17 protein-coding genes are annotated in these 19,527 nt (G+C 67.6%); 11 read left to right on the top strand and 6 right to left on the bottom strand.

Annotated elements, in window-relative coordinates; translation table 11 throughout:
• Positions 1 to 36: 36 nt before the first annotated feature.
• The gene (gene parC / locus D578_RS0109895; protein WP_018949804.1) at positions 37 to 2,298 is read right to left on the bottom strand and encodes a DNA topoisomerase IV subunit A; all 2,262 of its coding nucleotides are present in this window, start codon (positions 2,296 to 2,298) and stop codon (positions 37 to 39) included.
• A 126-nt stretch (positions 2,299 to 2,424) separates the two neighbouring features.
• On the opposite strand from parC, the gene cls reads away from it, so the two are divergent.
• Together cls and D578_RS0109885 are read left to right on the top strand one after the other, a co-directional pair.
• Positions 2,425 to 3,846, top strand: coding sequence for a cardiolipin synthase (gene cls, locus D578_RS0109890; RefSeq protein WP_018949803.1), 1,422 nt, complete (start codon positions 2,425 to 2,427; stop codon positions 3,844 to 3,846).
• A 172-nt stretch (positions 3,847 to 4,018) separates the two neighbouring features.
• Positions 4,019 to 6,919 (top strand): EAL domain-containing protein, encoded by a 2,901-nt coding sequence (locus D578_RS0109885; protein WP_018949802.1) that lies wholly within the window; start codon positions 4,019 to 4,021, stop codon positions 6,917 to 6,919.
• 15 nt (positions 6,920 to 6,934) lie between these two features.
• Here the strand turns inward: D578_RS0109885 and D578_RS0109880 are convergent, their stop codons facing one another.
• Positions 6,935 to 8,665, bottom strand: coding sequence for a diguanylate cyclase domain-containing protein (locus tag D578_RS0109880; RefSeq protein WP_018949801.1), 1,731 nt, complete (start codon positions 8,663 to 8,665; stop codon positions 6,935 to 6,937).
• Between the two features lie 158 nt (positions 8,666 to 8,823).
• On the opposite strand from D578_RS0109880, the gene D578_RS0109875 reads away from it, so the two are divergent.
• Positions 8,824 to 9,321 (top strand): DUF3293 domain-containing protein, encoded by a 498-nt coding sequence (locus D578_RS0109875; protein WP_018949800.1) that lies wholly within the window; start codon positions 8,824 to 8,826, stop codon positions 9,319 to 9,321.
• Between the two features lie 5 nt (positions 9,322 to 9,326).
• On the opposite strand, the gene D578_RS0109870 is transcribed toward D578_RS0109875, so the two are convergent.
• The gene (locus D578_RS0109870) at positions 9,327 to 9,794 is read right to left on the bottom strand and encodes a CopD family protein (RefSeq protein ID WP_018949799.1); all 468 of its coding nucleotides are present in this window, start codon (positions 9,792 to 9,794) and stop codon (positions 9,327 to 9,329) included.
• Positions 9,795 to 9,969: 175 nt separating this feature from the next.
• Here D578_RS0109870 and D578_RS0109865 point away from each other — a divergent pair, with 175 nt between their 5' ends.
• Both D578_RS0109865 and recG read left to right on the top strand, forming a co-directional pair.
• Positions 9,970 to 10,359: a RidA family protein gene (locus D578_RS0109865; protein WP_018949798.1), complete on the top strand. Its 390-nt coding sequence runs from the start codon at positions 9,970 to 9,972 to the stop codon at positions 10,357 to 10,359.
• Positions 10,292 to 12,445, top strand: a complete 2,154-nt coding sequence (gene recG, locus D578_RS0109860; RefSeq protein ID WP_255349550.1) for an ATP-dependent DNA helicase RecG — start codon at positions 10,292 to 10,294, stop codon at positions 12,443 to 12,445. Before D578_RS0109865 ends, recG begins: the two co-directional genes overlap by 68 nt.
• A gap of 379 nt (positions 12,446 to 12,824) precedes the next feature.
• Here the strand turns inward: recG and D578_RS0109855 are convergent, their stop codons facing one another.
• The 3 genes from D578_RS0109855 to D578_RS0109845 all read right to left on the bottom strand — a co-directional run bounded on the left by D578_RS0109855 (position 12,825) and on the right by D578_RS0109845 (position 15,978).
• Positions 12,825 to 13,367 carry a DJ-1 family glyoxalase III gene (locus tag D578_RS0109855; RefSeq protein ID WP_018949796.1) on the bottom strand — a complete coding sequence of 181 codons (543 nt, stop codon included), beginning with the start codon at positions 13,365 to 13,367 and terminating at the stop codon, positions 12,825 to 12,827.
• 25 nt (positions 13,368 to 13,392) lie between these two features.
• Positions 13,393 to 14,670, bottom strand: coding sequence for a S41 family peptidase (locus D578_RS0109850; RefSeq protein WP_018949795.1), 1,278 nt, complete (start codon positions 14,668 to 14,670; stop codon positions 13,393 to 13,395).
• Positions 14,671 to 14,796: 126 nt separating this feature from the next.
• Positions 14,797 to 15,978 carry a murein hydrolase activator EnvC gene (locus tag D578_RS0109845; RefSeq protein WP_042798428.1) on the bottom strand — a complete coding sequence of 394 codons (1,182 nt, stop codon included), beginning with the start codon at positions 15,976 to 15,978 and terminating at the stop codon, positions 14,797 to 14,799.
• Between the two features lie 74 nt (positions 15,979 to 16,052).
• Here D578_RS0109845 and D578_RS0109840 point away from each other — a divergent pair, with 74 nt between their 5' ends.
• From D578_RS0109840 to D578_RS0109815, 6 genes are all read left to right on the top strand, one after another.
• Entirely contained in the window at positions 16,053 to 16,388 is a 336-nt protein-coding gene (locus tag D578_RS0109840) for a helix-turn-helix transcriptional regulator (RefSeq protein WP_026182005.1), read from the top strand.
• A gap of 28 nt (positions 16,389 to 16,416) precedes the next feature.
• Positions 16,417 to 16,845: a rhodanese-like domain-containing protein gene (locus D578_RS0109835; RefSeq protein ID WP_018144124.1), complete on the top strand. Its 429-nt coding sequence runs from the start codon at positions 16,417 to 16,419 to the stop codon at positions 16,843 to 16,845.
• The gene (gene grxC, locus D578_RS0109830) at positions 16,845 to 17,135 is read left to right on the top strand and encodes a glutaredoxin 3 (protein WP_018949793.1); all 291 of its coding nucleotides are present in this window, start codon (positions 16,845 to 16,847) and stop codon (positions 17,133 to 17,135) included. The genes D578_RS0109835 and grxC overlap by 1 nt, the downstream gene beginning before the upstream one ends.
• A 111-nt stretch (positions 17,136 to 17,246) precedes the next feature.
• Positions 17,247 to 17,774 carry a protein-export chaperone SecB gene (gene secB / locus D578_RS0109825; protein WP_018949792.1) on the top strand — a complete coding sequence of 176 codons (528 nt, stop codon included), beginning with the start codon at positions 17,247 to 17,249 and terminating at the stop codon, positions 17,772 to 17,774.
• 15 nt (positions 17,775 to 17,789) lie between these two features.
• The gene (locus tag D578_RS0109820; RefSeq protein WP_018949791.1) at positions 17,790 to 18,782 is read left to right on the top strand and encodes an NAD(P)H-dependent glycerol-3-phosphate dehydrogenase; all 993 of its coding nucleotides are present in this window, start codon (positions 17,790 to 17,792) and stop codon (positions 18,780 to 18,782) included.
• Positions 18,783 to 18,881: 99 nt separating this feature from the next.
• Complete coding sequence (locus D578_RS0109815) at positions 18,882 to 19,460, top strand: hypothetical protein (protein ID WP_018949790.1); 579 nt, start codon at positions 18,882 to 18,884, stop codon at positions 19,458 to 19,460.
• Positions 19,461 to 19,527: the final 67 nt, after the last annotated feature.

Here is a 19,527-nt window from a genome sequence, read left to right as displayed (position 1 = left end):
CCGCCGCGTTCACAGACCACACGGGTACGCGTGGGTTCAGGCCGCTCGCACGTCCAGGCTGTCCGCGTTCTGATAGCCACGCGGGAGCTGGCGCCCACGGCGCGCGCGGTCGCCAAGATACTCCGCCCATTCCGCCGGGGCCAGCGCCTTGAACCGCTTTCCGGCATGCACGACCAGGGTGTCCTGCGGCGCCAGCACGGCCACCCCGAGTATCCGCTCGGAGCCGTCCTTGAGGGCGGCGGACGGGATGCCGATCAGCTTGTTGCCCTTGCCGCGCGCAAGCTCCGGCAACCCGGCGGCCGGGAACACCAGCAGATAGCCGCGGGTCGTGACGATCGCGATGTGGTCCTCGTGCGGGTTGCGCACCGGCGCGGGCTGCAGCACGGCGGCGCCGGCCGGCACGCTCAGCACGTTCTTGCCTGCCTTCTGCCGGCCGAGCAGGTCACCCAGCTTGGCTATGAAGCCGTAGCCGTGATCCGAGCCCAGCAGCCAGCGGTCTTCCTCCGCCCCGGTGGCCAGGCCGACAAAACGTGCCCCCTCCGGTGGGTTCACCCGACCGGAGAGCGGCTCGCCCTGGCCACGCGCCGAGGGCAGCGTGTGGGCCGCAATAGTGTAGGTTCGACCGGTGGAGTCGATGAACGCCACCGGCTGGTTGCTGCGCCCGATGACCGCCGCCTGGAAGGCATCCCCGGCCTTGTAGTTGAGCCCGCGGGGATCGACATCGTGGCCCTTGGCCGCGCGCGCCCAACCCTTCTCCGAGAGCACGATGGTCAGCGGCTCGGTCGGCACCAGCGCCGACTCGTCCAGCGCTTGAGCGGCCGCGCGTTCGACCAGCGGCGAGCGACGCTCGTCGCCATACTCCTTCGCGTCCTTCTCGATCTCGCGACGCACCAGGGTGCGCAGGCGGCGCTCGGAGCCCAGCGTCTTCTCCAGCTGATCGCGCTCCTGACTGAGCTCGTCCTGCTCGCCGCGGATCTTCATCTCCTCGAGCTTCGCCAGGTGGCGCAGTTTCAGCTCCAGGATCGCCTCGGCCTGAATATCGCTGAGGCCAAAGCGGCTCATCAGTTCCGGCTTTGGCCGGTCGTACTCGCGGATGATCGCGATCACCTCGTCGATATTGAGATAGGCGATCAGCAGGCCTTCCAGCACATGCAGCCGGGCCTGCACCTTCTCCAGCCGCCATTGCAGGCGCCGGCGCACTGTCTCGATCCGGAACTGCAGCCACTCGCCGAGCAAGCCCGCCAGGTCGCGCACCCGCGGGCGCCCGTCGAGGCCGATCACGTTCATGTTCACGCGGTAGGTCTTCTCGAGGTCCGTGGTCGCGAACAGGTGCGCCATCAGGCCCTCGACGTCCACCCGGTTCGAGCGCGGGGTAATCACCAGGCGCGTCGGGTGCTCGTGGTCGGACTCGTCGCGCAGATCCTCGACCATCGGCAGCTTCTTCGCGCGGATCTGGCCGGCGATCTGCTCCAGCAGCTTGGCGCCGGAGACCTGGTGCGGCAGGGCGGTAACCACGATGTCGTCACCCTCGCGCTCGTAGCGCGCCCGGGCCCGGATCGAGCCCTGGCCGGTCTCGTAGACCTTCCGCAGCTCGGCTGGCGGGGTGATGATCTCGGCCTCGGTCGGGAAGTCCGGCGCCGGGAGGATCGCGCACAGCTCCTCGACCGTCGCCTGCGGGTGCTCCAGCAGGTGCACGCAGGCAGCGGCCACCTCGCGCAGGTTATGCGGCGGGATGTCGGTGGCCATGCCCACGGCGATCCCGGACCCCCCATTGAGCAGCACGTTCGGCAACCGCGCCGGGAGCATCTTCGGCTCGTCCAGCGCGCCGTCGAAGTTGGGCACCCAGTCCACCGTGCCCTGACCCAGTTCGGAGAGCAGCAGCTGGGCATAGCGCGACAGGCGCGACTCGGTATAGCGCATCGCCGCGAAGGACTTCGGGTCGTCCGGCGAACCCCAGTTGCCCTGCCCATCGACGAACGGATAGCGATAGGAGAACGGCTGCGCCATCAGCACCATCGCCTCGTAGCAGGCGCTGTCCCCGTGCGGGTGGAACTTGCCGAGCACGTCGCCCACGGTGCGCGCGGACTTCTTGTACTTGGCGGTGGCGGAGAGCCCCAGTTCACTCATCGCGTAGATGATCCGCCGCTGTACCGGCTTCAGGCCGTCGCCGATATGCGGCAGCGCACGGTCCAGGATCACGTACATGGAGTAATCCAGGTACGCCTTCTCGGTGAAGTCCTTCAGCGGCAGCTGCTCGCCGCTGTTGGCGAACAGGCTGGGGGTCTCGATATCGGTCATCGACGGTCTCGCGGACGTGGATGGGCCGGGGTTTTACGCCGGGTCGGGCCCGCGTACTGTAGCGGGCACGCGCCCGGCGTTCCACGGGTGCGGTCGGAAAACGCATCATCGACAAGGAGTCCGTCCGTGCCGGATACAGGCTGGATCGCCAGTATCGTCGCCATCGCCATCTTCGCCCTGGCGGTGATCAGCGTCGTGCATGCGCTGCTGCAACGCCGCGATACCGGGACCGTCATCGCCTGGGTCGGGCTGATCGTGCTGCTGCCCCTGGCCGGCTCGCTGCTCTACTGGCTGTTCGGCGTCAATCGTATTCGCCGGCGGGCCCACGCCCTGCGCGAGGGCTATCTGATCGCCGACCCCAGCGCCGACGGGGCCAGCCTGGCCAAGCCACCGGAACGCTGGCAGCGCCTGCTGCATTCCGGGGACCGCCTGAGCCCGTTCCGTCTGGTGGGTGGCAACGCGATCGAACCGCTGTTCGACGGTGATCGCGCCTACGCGCACATGCTAGCCGCGATCGACGCGGCCCGTCACAGCATCAGCCTGGCCACGTACATCTTCGACTACGACCAGGTAGGCGAGCGCTTCGTCGCCCACCTGCAGCAGGCGCAGGACCGGGGCGTGCAGGTGCGCATCCTGATCGATGCCATCGGCGCCCGCTACAGCCGTCGCAACACGCTGCGCCAGCTGCGCCGGGTGGGCCTGCCGGCCGCCGCCTTCATGCCGGTACACCTGCCGAGCAGCCTGGCCGCCTTCAACCTGCGCAATCACCGCAAGATGCTGGTGATCGACGGCGCCCGCGCCTTCACCGGTGGCATGAACATCCGCCGCGGCCACAGCCACACCAACCCCGGTCCGCACCCCATACACGACCTCCACTTCGAGCTGCGGGGTCCGGCCTGCACTCAGTTGCAGCGGGTGTTCGCGGAAGACTGGCAATTCGCCACCGGCGAACGCCTGGATGGTCCGCTCTGGCTTCCGGAGTCCGTAGACCCCGCTGGCGCCCGCGCCTGCCGCGGCCTGCCGGACGGCCCGGACGAGGACTTCGAGGTCCTGAACTTCACCCTGCAGTCGGCCCTGGCCGAGGCGCGCGAACAGGTCACTATCGTGACCCCGTATTTCCTGCCCGACGTGGCGCTGACCGGGGCGCTGAAGGCCGCGGCCCTGCGCGGGGTGCAGGTCGACATCCTGATCCCTGCCCGAAGCAACCTGCGCCTGGTGGAATGGGCCAGCCGCCCGCAGCAGGCCGAACTGCTGGAGCGCGGCTGCCGGCTGTGGCTCACACCACCACCGTTCAACCACGCCAAGCTGATGCTGGTAGACCGCGAGTGGGCCCTGGTCGGCTCCGCCAACTGGGACCCGCGCAGCCTGCGCCTGAACTTCGAGTTCAACCTGGAATGCCTGGATGCCGGCCTGGGCCAGGAACTGGCCACCTGGACCGACGCGCTGCGCGAACAATCGCACCCCCTGACGCTCGACGAGGTCCGTGCCCGGCCGCTCGTGTCCCAACTGCGCGATGGGGCCGCGCGCCTGCTCACGCCCTACCTGTAGCTCACACGATCCAACCTCGGTTGAGGCTGTCACGCGAAGCGAGACAGCCTCAACCGTCTTTGATGTACTGTAGGTGTAGGAACAGGGGCTGAGCGCGGACACGAGCCCCGCATCGCTTCACCGCAGGGGGGCAAGGGATGGCACGGCACGCGGACGCACGCGCGAGGAACCCATGAACGGGATCCTTGCGCCATCGCTCTACCTTGCAGCGGGGCTGGCGATTTATGCCACGCTCAGCCACCTGCTGCACAGCCGGCAAAGCGCACGGAGCACCGAGCATCGGCTGTTCGCCGCGATGTGCGCCCTGATGGCGGTGCTTGCCATCGGATCGGCCCAGACCTACCAGGCCAGCACCGTCGAGACCTATACCCGCGCGCTCACGCTCAACGTCTATCTGCTGGGACCGTTCTACGTGCTGTTCGCCGCCTTCGTCGCGGCCCATACGCGCACCTCCGCTCGCTGGCTGATCTCCGGTCTGCTCGTGCTGCTGGTCATCACCTGGGTGGTCAACACCCTGCAGCCCTACAGCATGCAGTACCGGGTGATCGACGAACTCCGCCCCCTGGAACTCCCCTGGGGCGAAACCGTGGCCCTGGCGGTGGGCACCATCAGTCCCTGGTTCGGGTTTGGCGTAATCGCGGTCTTTCTGGTCCTGGGGTTCGCCCTCACCACACTGATCCGGCACTACCGGCGCTATCGCCAGACCACCACCCTGCTCCTGCTGGGCGGGATCGGGGTCTTCGTCCTGTTCACGCTGCAGGGCGTCCTGGCCCGGGGAGGCGCACTGGAGATGCCCCAGCTCGCGCCGTTCGGCTACGTGGTGATGGTCATCATGATGAGCCTGGTACTGAACCGCGAGACCGGCGAACGCCTGCGTGACTCGGAAAGTCGTTTTCGGGCGCTGGTGGAGCAATCCCCGGTCGGCATCCAGGTACTCACACCGCAGGGCGAGATCCGCCAGAGCAACGCCGCCTGGGAAAACATGCACGGCGCACAAGCCTCCCTGCCGGGCGGCCATGTCCTGGACCGCCCGGATGCCATCGACCGGCACATCCGCGAACCACTCAAGGATGCCCTGCGCGGACACTACCGCGAGATCGGTCCTCTGCCCTACACCCCGCCGGCCCGCCCCAACGAATCGGCCGAACCCGCCGACACAGACCCTGCGGCCGAGACCGCCCCGATCATCACCCTCGAGCGCTGGCTGCGCGGCTGCATCTACCCCCTGCAGGATGCCCGCGGCGAGGTGCAGGACGTGATCGTGATGCAGGAGGACATCACCGCCGCGCACCGCAGCGAGGACGCCCTGCGCCTGATCGCCGAGGGGCTGCAGGCGCGCTCGCGCGAGGAGTTCTTCCAGCAGCTGGTTCTCAAGCTGAGCAACCTGTTCGCTGCCGACTATGCCCTGATCGGCATCCAGGACCCGAAAAAACCCGGCGTCGTGGAGACTGCCGCCCTGTGCACCGCGGGCCAGATCGTGGAGAACTTTCGCTACGACCTCGCCGAGACCCCCTGCGAGCGCGTGCTGGAGATCGGTACCTGCATCTACCCCTGCGCCGTGCAGCAGCGGTTTCCAAGCGACGAGATGCTGGCGGAGATGGACGCCGAGAGTTATCTGGGGGCCCCGTTGCTGGACAGCCAGGGCACACTGCTGGGGCACATCGCCATGGTCAACCGACATCCGGTGGAAGATGTCGACAAGGCAATGGAAATCCTCGGGATCATGGCCGACCGCGCGGGTGCCGAGCTGGAACGCCTGCACACCGAGGAACACATCCATGCCCTGGCCTACCACGACTCCCTGACCGGGCTGGCCAACCGCACCCGGCTGCACGACGACCTGACCCGCCACATCGAGGAAGCCACCGCCGGCCACCTGCATGGCGGGCTGATCCTGATCGACCTGGACCACTTCAAGACCATCAACGACGCCCTGGGTCATGCGGTAGGCGACACTGTGCTGGGCGCGGTGGCGGATCGCCTGCGCAGCCATGCCCCCGAGGATGCGCTGATCGTGCGTCTGGGTGGCGACGAATTCGCCGTTGTCCTGCCCCCCTGTGCCCGGGTGCGCGAGACCCTGGAACCGGAACTGCACGCAATCGCCGAGCGCATCCTGGAGGCCCTGCAGCGCCCGATTATCATCGGCGAGCGCACCTTCGGGGTCGGCGCCAGTCTCGGCTGCGTATGCTATCCCGACGCCGGCGAGAGCTCGGCAGAAGCCCTGCGCCACGCCGATATCGCCCTGTACCAGGCCAAGCGTGCCGGCCGCGGCGGCGTGCAATTCTACCGCCATGCACTGCAGGACGAGGCGCATGCCCGCCTGCAGATCGAGGACGGGTTGCGTCAGGCGGCCGCCCGTGGCGAGCTGGACCTGCATTACCAGCCGCAGTTCGACACCGCCGAGCGCCTGATCGGGGCCGAGGCCCTGCTGCGCTGGCAGCACCCGGAGATGGGCCAGGTACCGCCGGATCTCTTCATCCCGGTGGCGGAGGAGACCGGCCTGATCCACGGGGTCGGCAACTGGGTCCTGGAACACGCCCTGATGCAGCTGTCACAGTGGCAGGCCGAGGGCCTCCAGCCACCTCGCCTGGCCTTGAATCTCTCGCCCTGGCAACTGGCGCGCCCGGACTTCGTCGACCAGTTCCAGGCGCGGCTGCGCCGACACGGGGTGGACGGCCACGCCCTGACCCTGGAGGTCACCGAGTCCGGCCTGCTGCGCGACCTGCCAGACGCCATCGCCAAGCTGGGCGCGCTGCGCCGGCTGGGCATGCGCATCGCCCTGGACGACTTCGGGACCGGCTATTCCTCGCTCGCCTACCTGCGCGACCTGCCGGTGGACGAGTTGAAGATCGACAAATCCTTCGTCAAGGAGCTGCTGTCCGGCGGCGACCGGACCCTGATCGAAAACATCGTGGACATTGCCCGCAACATGGAGCTGGACGTCATCGCCGAGGGCGTGGAGCATCCGGAACAGCGGGAGCAGCTCCTGGCCCTGGGCTGCACCCGGTTCCAGGGCTTCCTGTTCAGCGAACCGCTGACGCGCCAACAATTCCTCGCACGACTTCGGCCGTAGACGAGGCCTGCCGATTCAGTCGCGAGCGGGCGGGTCTTCCAGCCCGCAACCCAGCGCACCGCGCCGGCGCAGGGACAGATCCGTTTGGCGGCGTTCCTCTCCGGAGCATTCCTGGTACAACACGATCCGGCTGCCGCCTTCCTCCTTGGCCACGTACATCGCGCGGTCCGCGCGCTGCAACAACGCCTCCACCTCGTCCCCATCCTCGGGGTAGAGCACCGCCCCCATACTGAGCCCGACGCGAACCGACTCGCGGTTCACCTCCACCGGCTCCTCGAAGCGTTCGATCAGCTTCAGTCCGATCCCGGTCACCGCATCCGGATCACGGACGTTTTCCAGCAGCAGCACGAATTCGTCGCCGCCCACGCGGGCCACCACGTCGCTCTCGCGCACGCCCTCGCGCAGACGCCGCGCCACGGTCACGAGCATCACGTCGCCGGCATCGTGCCCCAGGCGGTCATTGATCGGCTTGAACCCGTCGAGATCGCAGACCACCAGGGCCAGGCCGGTGCCGGCACGCTGCGCCCGGCGCAGGGCCTGCTGAATGTGCTCCTGTAGAAGACTGCGATTGGGCAGGCCGGTCAGGGAGTCGTGATGGGCCTGGTGCCACAGGCGCTCCTCGGAGGCCTTGTCGCGGGTGATGTCGCGGACCATCCCGAGGACCTGCACGGCGCGGCCCTCGGCATCGCGCTCGATCTCGCCCTCCACCCGAACATGGCGCAACCCGCCGTCCACGCGCACCACTCGATGATCCACCTGATAATAGGCTTGGTGATCCAGCGCCTCGTTGGTGGCGCGGCGAACACGCGTGCGGTCGTCCGGGTGGACGGCCCGTATGTAGGCCTCGAAGCCCGCCATATCGATTTTCGGGTCGAGCCCCAACAGCTCGAAGACGTGCTTGGACCAGTTCATCCGCAGACCTCGAATATCCCAGTCCCAGTAGCCGGCCCCGGCAATCCGCTGGGCCTCCTCCAGGCGCCCGGTGGTCTCCTGCAAGGCCGCGGTGCGCCGGGCCACCGCGGCCTCCAGTCCGGCCTGCGTCTCGCGCAGACGCGCCTCGATCTGCTGGCGCCCCTCCAGTTCCTTGTGCAAGGCAGCGTGATCACGCCAGATCCGCCGGCGCACCCAAACCCACATCAGCACAATCATCAGCATGGTCAGAACGGTGGCCACCAGCATCACCTGTTGCGCCTGTTCGTGGCGCTGCGCCATGGCCGCCACCGCCTCCTCGTTATCGCGCTCGAAGGCCCGGAGGATGATCTCCATCTGCTCCAGCACTTCCTCCTGCACCGGCATCGCATCAGCGAACAGGATCGCCAACGCCTCGTTGCGCCCACCTACCAGGGCGATGTCGACCAGTTCGGACAGGATCGGCGCACCGGTCGCAATCAGCTCGCGTAACTCGGCCAGTAACGCGGCATCACGCGGGGTCCGGGCCAGCAGTTCCGCCCCCTCGCGTGCCTCCAGGAAGCGCTCGGCCAGATCCCGGAAGTCCCGGTGGTAGCGATCCTGCAAGGCGGGATCCTCGGCGCTGATGACCAACGAGGCACGCAGCATGCGTTCGCGCACCAGGCTGCGCATGCGGTGGACGCGGTCCACCTTCTGCACGTATTCCTCGGTAAGGGCCTGGACATCATGTTGCAGCTGCTGGACGCGCAACCAACTGGCAATCGCCACGGTCGCAACCAGCAGCAGCACCACGACAAAGGCACCCGTAAGGCCGGAGACGAAGGGGCGCGGAGCCATCGCGGGTCAATCCCCAGCGGGAGAGGGCCGCCCCATGGACGCACCCCTACCAGCACCCGGCGAGGCACCACAAACCGCTGTCACATCCTTGACGCGCATCCCGCTCCCCCTGTTTGATCGATCGCATCCGTGCGATCCAGCCGGGAGGGTGCCCCGAGATGTCCGCAAACTCAAGCAAAAACACGGCCGGGCGGCACGCCCAAGCCCCCGAATCGACACCTTCGGCGGCGCAGCGGGCGGAGCTGGAACAAGCCTACCGGAGCGCCGACTACTGCCTGGAGACCGAGGACGGCAGGCGAGTCCTGTATATCGACCGGCCCGCGGAGGATGTCACGGTCTGGATGGCCGGGCATGGCATACAGCGGCTGGTCGTGTTCACCGCCAGCAACCCGGGCAGCCAGCGGGCCCCACGCGCTGAAAACGAACGCCAGCACCGCACGCTCGAGGCCGCAGTCGCCCACCGGGGCCTGCAGGCCTGGCCCGCCTGCAACCGCGACCCCTCGGGGCACTGGCCGGACGAACCGGGCCTGGCCATCGCGGACCTGCCCGACGACCTGCTGGCGCGCTGGCTGGAGGCCTTCGGCCAGAACGCGGCCGTGCTGCTGGAACCGCCAGCCCCGCCCCGGCTGGTGTGGCACCCGGGGCTAGGAAAGTAGCGTGCCTACAGCGGCAGGCGACCGCCCGAGGCGACCACGATGGTCACCAGGCCGATCACGGTGTTGATCCCGACCAGGATGCGGATCTGCCCCAGCCGGCGCAGGCCTTCATCGGTATCGTTCGCCGCAATGGCCTTGCGCATGCGCCGATAAGGGGCGAAGAACACATGGGCGAAGATCGCCATCATGATCAGGCCCAGCAGCAGCATGGTGTGCACGCTGGGATGCACATCACCCATGCCGCCGAACACACCGAAGATCAGGTAGAAGCCGGTCACCAGGATCACCAGGACCGAGGCCCAGACCCAAGGGAAGAAGCGCGAGAACACACCCTCCCAGAGCTTCAGCCGCGCCGGCCCCTCGAGCTGCTGCCCGGCCACCGGGCGCAGGAACATGTAGGCGAAGAACATGCCGCCCACCCAGATCACCACGGCCAGTACATGCAGCACGTTTGCCAGTGCGTATCCCGTCATTGCCTGCTTCCTTTTATCATTTCGGATGTGGCCCGCAGTGTAGCCGTCCGCGCTCCAGGCTGCCGAGCCCCCCCCCCGACACCACACGCGTGCGGATTGATCAGTAGAATGATGCGTTAGCGTAAAACGTTTGCCACCCTTTCGAAATTCAATCCGGCCGTACCAAGGAGCCCGCATGTCGCGCGAGATCATCCAGACCGAAAACGCCCCGGCCGCCATCGGCCCCTATTCGCAGGCCGTGCGAACCGGCGACACCCTGTACCTTTCCGGCCAGATCCCGCTGGATCCGAAGACCATGGAACTGGTCGGCGGTGGCATCGAGGACCAGATCCGCCAGGTATTCAACAACCTCAAGGCGGTCCTGGAGGCGGCAGGTGCCAGCTCGACGGACATCGCCAAGCTGAACATCTTCCTGATCGACCTGGCCCACTTCCCGCTGGTGAACGAGATCATGAGCGAGGTGTTCAGCGAGCCCTACCCGGCGCGCGCCGCGATCGGTGTGGCCGCTCTGCCCAAGGGCGCCCAGGTGGAAATGGACGCGATCGCCTGGTGCCCGCGCGGCTGATCGCGTCGCGCGGGCCAAACCGGTGGAGCTGCAGGTCCCGCTGACCGCGCTGAAGGGTGTCGGCCCGGCTGTGGCCGAACGGCTGGAACGTCTTGGCCTGGAACAAGCCGGGGATCTGCTGTTCCATCTGCCCCTGCGCTTCGAAGATCGCACGCGACTAACCCCGATTGCCGCGCTGCGCCCGGGGCTGGCCGCGCTTTTCGAGGGGCGCGTCACCCACGCCGAGGTGGTCCACCGCCGCCGGCGCATGCTCGTGGTCACCCTGGCCGACGACCAGGCGCAGATCCTGCTGCGGTTTTTCCACTTCGGGGCCAACCAGCAACGCCGCCTGAGCCCCGGCACACGCATCCGCGCCTTCGGCGAGCCCCGCGGCATGCCCGGCGCACTGGAGTGCGTGCACCCGGAGATCCAGACCGTGGGCGATAGCCCGCCGGCGATGGAGTCACACCTGACCCCGATCTACCCGACCACCGAGGGCGTCTCGCAAAAGCTGCTGCGCCAGTTGGTCGCACACGCCCTGCCGGGGATGCAGGCCCTGCCCGACCTGCTTCCAGAACTGCCCCGGCAGGGCCTGCCTGGCCTGCATAGCGCCCTCGAGCAGCTCCATCACCCACCGGCGCAGGCCGAGGCCCTGGCCGCCCTCGACACCCCCGAAAATCGCAGTCCGGCACGCACGCGACTGGCCCTGGAAGAGCTGTGCGCCCATCAGCTCGCACGCATGCAGCAGAGCCGGATGCCCGAAGACACACGCAGCGCCCCGATCATCCAGCCCCCGGGCGCCCTGTGGCAACAACTGCGCGAGCAGCTCCCCTTCCAGCCGACCGGCGCACAGGAGCGAGTTACCGCAGAGATCCTGGCCGACCTCGCGCGGCCGCAGCCGATGAACCGTCTGGTCCAGGGCGATGTCGGCTCCGGCAAGACCCTGGTCGCGGTCGCAGCCGCGCTGGCGGCGGTGGAGGCCGGCTACCAGGTCGCCTTCATGGCCCCGACCGAGCTACTCGCCCGCCAGCACGGGCGCAATCTTGCCCAGTGGATGGAACCGCTGGGCGTGGCGATCGCCTGGCTGGGCGGGCGCCAGACCGCCAGCGAGCGCGGCCAGCTGCTTGCGGAACTGGCCAGCGGGCAGCGCCAAGTGGCGATCGGCACCCACGCCCTGTTCCAGGAGGAGGTGCGGTTTCATCATCTGGGGCTCGCGATCATCGACGAACAGCACCGCTTCGGCGTGCACCAGCGCATGGCCCTGCGCGACAAGGGCAACGGCCGGATGCCGCACCAGCTGATCATGACCGCCACCCCGATCCCGCGCACCCTGGCGATGGCCTTGTACGCGGAGCTGGCCAACTCGGTGATTGACGAACGCCCGCCCGGGCGCACCCCGGTGCGCACCGCGCTGATCAGCCACGAACGTCGCGACGAGGTAATCGAGCGCATCCGCGCCGCCTGCGGCTCCGGCACCCAGGCCTACTGGGTCTGCCCGCTGGTGGAGGACTCGGAACAACTGGAGGCAGAATCCGCCGAGGCCACTGCCGAACGGCTGCGCGAGGCGCTGCCGGAGCTGGCCATCGGGCTGGCCCACGGACGCATGAAGGGGCCCGAGCGCGACGCAGTGATGGAACGCTTCCGCGCCGGCGCGATTGACCTGCTGGTGGCGACCACCGTCATCGAGGTCGGCGTCGACGTCCCCAACGCCAGCCTGATGATCATCGAGAACGCCGAGCGCATGGGCCTGTCGCAGCTGCACCAGCTGCGCGGCCGGGTTGGGCGTGGCAACACCGCCTCGGCCTGCGTGCTGCTCTACCGGCCGCCGCTGGGCGAGACCGCGCGCGAACGCCTGGAGGCGATGCGGCGCACCGACGACGGTTTCGAGATTGCGGAGGTGGATCTCAAGCTGCGCGGCCCGGGGGAGTTGCTGGGCACGCGCCAGACCGGCGACCGCAGCTTCCGCGTCGCCGACTGGTCACGCGACCAGGATCTGCTCGACGAGGCCACTACCCTCGCCGCACATATCGAGAACGACTCGCCACGCACCGCCGCCCTGATCGAACGCTGGCTGGGCTCCGCGACCCGCTACGCGACCGTGGGATAGCCCAAGAACGAAGGGCGAATCCACCACGAAGCGCACGAGGAAGGTCAAAAGCTTTTCACCACAGAGTTGGCGCCCCGTCCGGGGACGACGCGCTATCGCGCAGGAAACAGCGGGTGTTGATGACCGCCATCGGACCTTTTGAGGCGCATCCGAAAGGCCAAAAACGTCGTAGACAAAACCAACGCTTACAAACTGTTTAATGGGAGGATACGATCGGCGCGGAGAGGTGACGATCGTTTTGCAGCGGGTAGGATGCGGATGAGCGCAGCGAATCGCATCGGCCTCACGGAATGATTCGGGCCCCGATGCGTTTCGCTGCGCTCAACACATCCTACCCTCTACCCTCTTCGTGTCTTCGTGCGCTTCGTGGTTAAACCCATCAGGGTCTTAGCAGCGGGCCCTCGACGGCGTCGCGGGCCTCGCGGCCGGCGAGCTGTTCGATCAGGGTCAGGGCGAAGTCCATCGCCGCACCCGGGCCGCGGCCGGTGATCAGGCGCCCGTCGATCTCCACCAAAGCGCCGGTGGACGGGATTCCCGCCTCCTCCAGTGCGCCCGTGAAGGCGGTCACGCGACGCCCCTCCAGGAGTCCGGCCTCGGCCAGCGCCTTCGGGCCGGCGCAGATCGCGGCCAGATAGCCATCGCGTTCGGCCTGCGCCCGCAACAAACCCTGCACCCGGGCGTCGTCGCGGAGGTGATTGGCGCCGGGCAGGCCGCCCGGCAAGACGATCAGGTCAAAGGACCGATCCAGCACCTGATCGACTGTGGTATCCGGCTGGATCACCGTGCCCCGCGAGCAGGTCACCGGCCCCGGCTCCAGCCCGGCCACGGTGACCTCGAATTGCGCCCGGCGCAGCAGGTCGATGATCGTGACCGCCTCCAGTTCCTCGGAACCGGCGGCCAAGGGTACCAGTACATTCGGCATGGATCCTCCCGGGTGTACGGTCACTTCAGCGGCGGTTATAGAAGTCCAGGCCTTTGAGGAGGTTCAGCGCCTCGCTCATGCCGTAGTCGCGCTCGGCCAGGGTCTCACCGTTATCTTCTTCGTCCCCATCAACGGCCTCCGGCAGGCCATCACGGCCCATGCGGGCGCCGCCATTGTCACTGTCGGAGCGCTGCACCACGAGCTGCTGCAAGCGGATATCCGGGTCGATCCCGTCCTCGTTGATCGAACGGCCATCGGGCGTGAAGTAGCGCGCGGTGGTCAACTTGATGCCGGTGTTCTGGGTCAGCGGCAGGATGGTCTGCACCGAACCCTTGCCGAAGGTGTTCTGGCCCATGATCACGGCTCGCTTGTGATCCTGCAGCGCGCCGGCCACGATCTCGGAGGCGGAGGCAGAGCCACGATTGACCAGCACCACCATCGGCGCGCCCTTGAGGACATCCCCCGGGGAGGCGCGGTAGCGGAACTGCGAGTCCTCCAGACGGCCCTCGGTGTAGACGATCAGACCTTCCTCGAGGAACGCATCCGCGACGCCCACGGACCCGTTCAGGATACCGCCCGGGTTATTGCGCAGGTCCAGCACCAAGCCCTTGAGCTCGCCTTTCTCCTGCAGATCCTCGATCGCCCGCACCAGGTCGCGTGCGGTGCGCTGCTGGAAGTTGCTGACCCGTACATAGCCAAAGCCGTCCTCCAGGATCTCGGAGCGCACGCTCTGCACCTTGATCACGTCGCGGGTGATGGTGATTTCTTTCGGGCGGTCCTCGCCATCGCGCAGGATGGTCAGGGTGATGTCCGAGCCCTTCTCGCCGCGCATCTTGGCGACCGCGTCGGACAGAGACATGCCCTTCACCGACTCGCCATCCAGGCGGATGATCAGGTCACCGGCCTCGACCCCGGCACGGCTGGCCGGGGTGTCATCGATCGGGGCAATGACCTTGACGAAGCCGTCTTCCATACCGACCTCGATACCCAAACCGCCGAACTCGCCGGAGGTTCCGACCTGCATGTCCTCGAAGTCCTGTTCGTCCAGATAGGCCGAGTGAGGGTCCAGACCCGACAGCATCCCCTGGATCGCATTGTCCAGCAGATCCTTGTCTTCGACCTCGGTGACGTAATTGCGCTTGATGCGCATATACACGTCAGTAAAGCGCTGCAAATCCTCCACCGGGAGGGCGGATTGCGCGCCATTGTCGCGGTCGGCGTAGACGGCCACCGAGACACTCAGCATGACCCCGACAACCAGTCCGACGATCAGGGAGTATCCGGTGCGACAAGACTTGCTCATTACTCTTCCTCGTTCACTTGAGGTGATTAGTGTGAAGATGGTAGCACCCGCAATGTGACGGCTGCCTGAATGCACGCCGCCGATCCGCCTTTTTCCGGGGCACGGGCGCATTCCATCTTTCTTCCTCTACTGAGAGGGCCACCAGCTTTCGGGGTTCAATGGTCCGCCGTTGTGACGGATCTCGAAGTAAAGCCCGGGCGCGATCGCCTCGCTGCCCTCGCCCGCCACGGCCAGTTGCTCGCCGGCGCCCACGGTCTCGCCTTCCGCCACCAGGATCTCCTCCACGTTGGAGTAGAGGGTCAGGTAGCGCTCCCCGTGGTCCACGATCACCAGGAAGCCGTAGCCCTGCATCCAGTCGGCGTAGACCACCCGGCCGTAGTGCACCGCACGTACCGCCGTGCCGTTATCTACCTCCAGCACCGCACCGCGCCAGCGCGAACGCAGGCGGCTACCACGGGACTCGTTGAAACTGCGGATCACTCGGCCTTCGGCCGGACGCGGGAGTTCGCCCTCCAATTCCACGAAGGCCACGTCCGGCCGTTCGGGGGTGGACTCGCGGGGTGCCGCGGCACGCGCCGCGCTGCGTGCCTCGACCTCCTCGATCACCGCCTCCAGGGTCTCGGCATTGCGCGCCAGGCGTTCCAGTTCCAGCGACTCGTCCTCGATAGCCGCCTCCAGCTCCGCCATCGCCTGGCGCTGGTGCGCCTCCTCGCGCTCCAGATCCGCGACCGCCGAACGGGCCTGCTCTTCCCGCTCTGCGAGCACCGCCCGCTCCCGCGCGAGTTCCTCGCGCGCCGTCTCCAGCGCCTCGATTCGATCGCGCAACACGACCAGGGCCTGCTCGCGCGCCTCGCGGATGCGCGCGGCAAACGCGGCCTGATGGCGATGCTCCGCGGCCTGGCCGTCGCTCCGCCCGGGATGACGTTCGCGCTGCCACTGGTCGCGCACCAGGCGGGCCGCAGCGCGGCGTTCTGCCTCCAGCCGCTCCCGGGCCTCGTCCACACGCTCCTCCTGATCGGCGACCACCGCCTCCTGACGCGAACGCGCCCGCGCCAGCTCGCGCAGCTCCTGGCGCGAGGCCTCGGTCCCACGAGCGGCCTCCGCGAGCAGCCCTTCCAGCTGCTGCAGGGCCGCGTAGCGCTCTTCCTGGCTGCGCTCCAGGTCCTGGATGGCCTCGCGCGTCTCACGCAGCTCCGCCTCCGGTTCCAGCGCCAGGGCGCTGACCGGCAACAAAAAACAGAGCAGCACACCGCACCACAAAAGGGCGCGTGAACCGCTTGGATGACTCAAGATTGCGCAAATTCGCATATCGGGGTACGTTTAGGTTCTTATATTCTTACCCAGTTGCGAGGGCCTTCCCTCGCGAGCAAGAGAGGCATGCCGTGAGCAACGAAACGGTTGAAGACGAAATGTACGTCGAAGACGGTTTGATGTCCCAGGACGAAGACATCGAGCGGGCCTCGCGCTCGCTCAAGGCCATGTCCCACCCGCTGCGCCTGAAGATCCTCTGCATTCTCGGCGATCGCGAAATCAGCGTACAGGAAATCGTCGATCAGGTCGGGACGTCGCAGAGCAACATCTCGCAGCATCTCGGCATCCTGCGCGACAAGGGCATCCTCGCCACGCGCAAGGACGCCAACCGGGTCTACTACCGGGTGGGGGACTCCCGGACCCTGCGCCTGATCGGTATGATGCAGGACGTTTTCTGCAGTTCCTGACACCCACCCCTCCGATCCGGTCTCCCGAATGCTTGAACGCCTGCCTGAATTTCTCGCCAACCACCCCATCCTGACCGGCGCCCTGCTGGCGGTGATCGGGATGATCCTGTTCGTCGAACTGCGACGCCTGAACCGCAAGTATCGCTCGCTCTCCCCGGTCGAGGCGGTGCGCGTGATCAACCAGGACGACGCCCTGGTGCTGGACGTGCGCGAGGACAACGAAGTCGCCTCCGGACGCATCGGCGGCGCCAAGCACATCCCGCTCGGCAGCCTGAAAAAGCGCATGGGCGACATCGAGAAGTACAAGGACAAGCCGGTAGTGGTGTACTGCCGCAGCGGCAACCGCTCCGCCAGCGCCGCGCAGCAGCTGACCGCGGCCGGGTTCGAGGACGTGGTCAACCTGCAGGGTGGCATCCAGGCCTGGCAATCGGCCAACATGCCCATCAAGAAGAAGTAATGCAGTTCGAGGTCTACTCCAGCGGGCGCTGCCCGTTCTGCCTGCTCGCCCGCCGCCTGCTCAACCAGCGTGGCTACCCGCTCGCGGAGTACGCCGTCGACCGCGAGCCCGGCCTGCGCGCCGAGATGGAGCAGCGCGCCGCTGGCCGCACCTCGGTCCCGCAGATCTTTTTAGGCGACACACACATCGGCGGCTTCGACGAACTGCAGGCGATGGACAGTAGCGGCGAACTGGCCCGCCTGGCCAGCGAGGCCGGCCTCGAATCCCCGACCGACAACGCCTCCGGATAACACGCGCCGCCGCCGGCAACGGGTGGCAAACGGGATCGCTCAGGCCACCCCGAAAAACACCGCCCATCCCCCTTACAATGCCCCGATTCCAGACGACTGCGAGACAACATCATGGCTGAAGAGAAGAATTCCCCGAAAAGCGGCAACGGCGCGGCCCAGGCCGAACAGAACGACCGGCCCGACTTCTCCATCCAGAAGGTCTTCATCAAGGACCTGTCCTTCGAGGCACCGGAATCCCCCGAGGTATTCATGCGCGAATGGAAGGGCGAGACCAACATCCAGCTCAACACCAACGCACGCCCGATCGACGAGGCCGCCGGCGCCTTCGAGGTGGAACTGGGCCTGACCGTGACCACCGAATCCGAAGGCAAGACCGCCTATCTGGTGGAGATCAAGCAGGCCGGCGTGTTCATCCTGCGCAACTTTGCCGAGGATCAGCGCAACCACCTGCTGGGTGCCTACTGCCCCAACGTGCTGTTCCCGTTCGCCCGCGAAACGGTGGCCGACCTGGTGCTGAAGGGCGGCTTCCCGCAGCTCCTGCTACAGCCGGTCAACTTCGAGTCGCTGTATGCCCAGCACCTGCAGGAACAGAAGCAGCAGGCCGGCGGCGACCCGGCCGAACCCACGCAGCAGGCCTGACGCGAGGCGCAACCGATGCGTATCGCGGTCCTCGGAGGCGGCTGCTGGGGCACGGCGCTGGCCGTGCATGCGGCCCGCCTGCATGCCGACGTCGCCCTGTGGGTGCGCAATGACGCCACAGCCGGGCAACTGGAACGCGAACGCGAGAATGCCCGCTTCCTCCCCGACCTGCGCTTCCCGGACAACCTGCGCGTCAGCGCCGACCCCGCGATCATCGAGGGCCGCGACTTGGTCCTGATCGCGGTCCCCTCCGGTGCCTTCCGCGAAACCCTGCGCTGGATCGCCCCGCGCCTCGCGCGCGAACAGGTGGTCGCCTGGGCCACCAAGGGCCTGGAGACGGCAACCGGGGCCTGGCTGCACGAGATTGCCGAACAGGAACTGGGGCCCGAGCGCCCGCCAGCTCTGATCTCCGGCCCCTCCTTCGCCGCCGAGGTGGCGCAGGAGCAACCGACCGCGCTGTCCGTGGCCTCCAGCGACGAGGCCCACATGGACTGCCTGGTGGAGGCCCTGCACGGTCGCTCGCTGCGCCTGTACCGCAACACCGACGTGATCGGCGTGGAACTGGGCGGGGCACTGAAAAACGTTCTCGCGGTGGCCACCGGGATCGCCGATGGCGCCGGATTCGGGGCCAACGCGCGCGCCGCGCTGATGACCCGCGGGCTAGCCGAGATCCAGCGCTTCGGCGCGGCGGTCGGCGCCAACCCAACCACCCTCACCGGCCTCTCCGGCCTGGGGGACATGATCCTCACCTGCACCGACAACCAGTCGCGCAACCGCCGCCTGGGCCGGATGCTGGGCGAAGGCCTGGATCTCGACACCGCCCGCGCGCGGGTGGGGCAGTCGGTGGAGGGCGTGGAGACCGCCCGAGTCGCCGTCGCGCGGGCAAAGGCACTGGAGGTGGACATGCCGATCTGTGCCGAGGTGCACGCTGTGCTTTACCAGGGCCGTCCGGTGCACGACACCGTGCGCCGGCTGCTGGAGCGCGATGCCACCCGCGAAGAGGGCTGAGACCACGCCCGTAAAAGCCCCGCGCGACACCCGCGCAATCGCCCACGCGCGCCGGTCGGACTACCGTGGCCCTCATACGCGAACGCAACGGAGACTCGCATGAGCAAGGCCTGGAAGGAACTGGACCTGGAAGGTGGCGGCCTGCAGGCGGTCAACGCCCGCCTCGCCCGCGAGATGCGCACCCGGCCCGCAGCCTACGCTGCGTGGATCCTGTTCCCGCTGGGGCTGCATCGCTTCTACCTGCGCGAGCCCCTGGGCGGCGCCGGCTTCCTGGTGCTCAGTGCTGCCACCCTGGCCCTCGCCGGGTTTGGCCCCGCCTCCTGGTGGCTGCTACCGCTGATTATTGGCGTGCCATGGGCACTGGTGGATCTGTGGTGGATCGACCGCCGGGTGACCGACTACAACAAGGAGCTGCGCAAGAAGCTCTTCCTGCGCAAGGGCCAAGAGCCACCGCAGGACTACCGTGGCCGCTACACCAGCGACGAAGACGCCCGCCGCGAACTGGACGAGTACCAGCAGCTCAAGGAAGCCGAAAAGCCCGGGCAGTCGGGCCTGGCCGGTCGCAGCGACCCGGCCCGCGACGCCGGCGGCAAGCGCCGCATGCCGAGCTTCAACGAGCAGGAAGCCATGCTGCGCCAGATGCGCAAGGACAAGAAGGAAGGCGGCGGAGACGGCTGACCCGCCCCGCCTTCACAAAATCGCCGGGGTTGCGGCGCACCCGACTGCGGCCACACCCAACAGCGGC

This window comes from Thioalkalivibrio sp. ALMg11 (genome assembly GCF_000377905.1).
Taxonomy (GTDB): Bacteria; Pseudomonadota; Gammaproteobacteria; order Ectothiorhodospirales; family Ectothiorhodospiraceae; genus Thioalkalivibrio.
The sequence above is the reverse complement of the archived record's forward strand: the minus strand, read 5'-3'. Positions and strand labels throughout refer to the sequence as shown.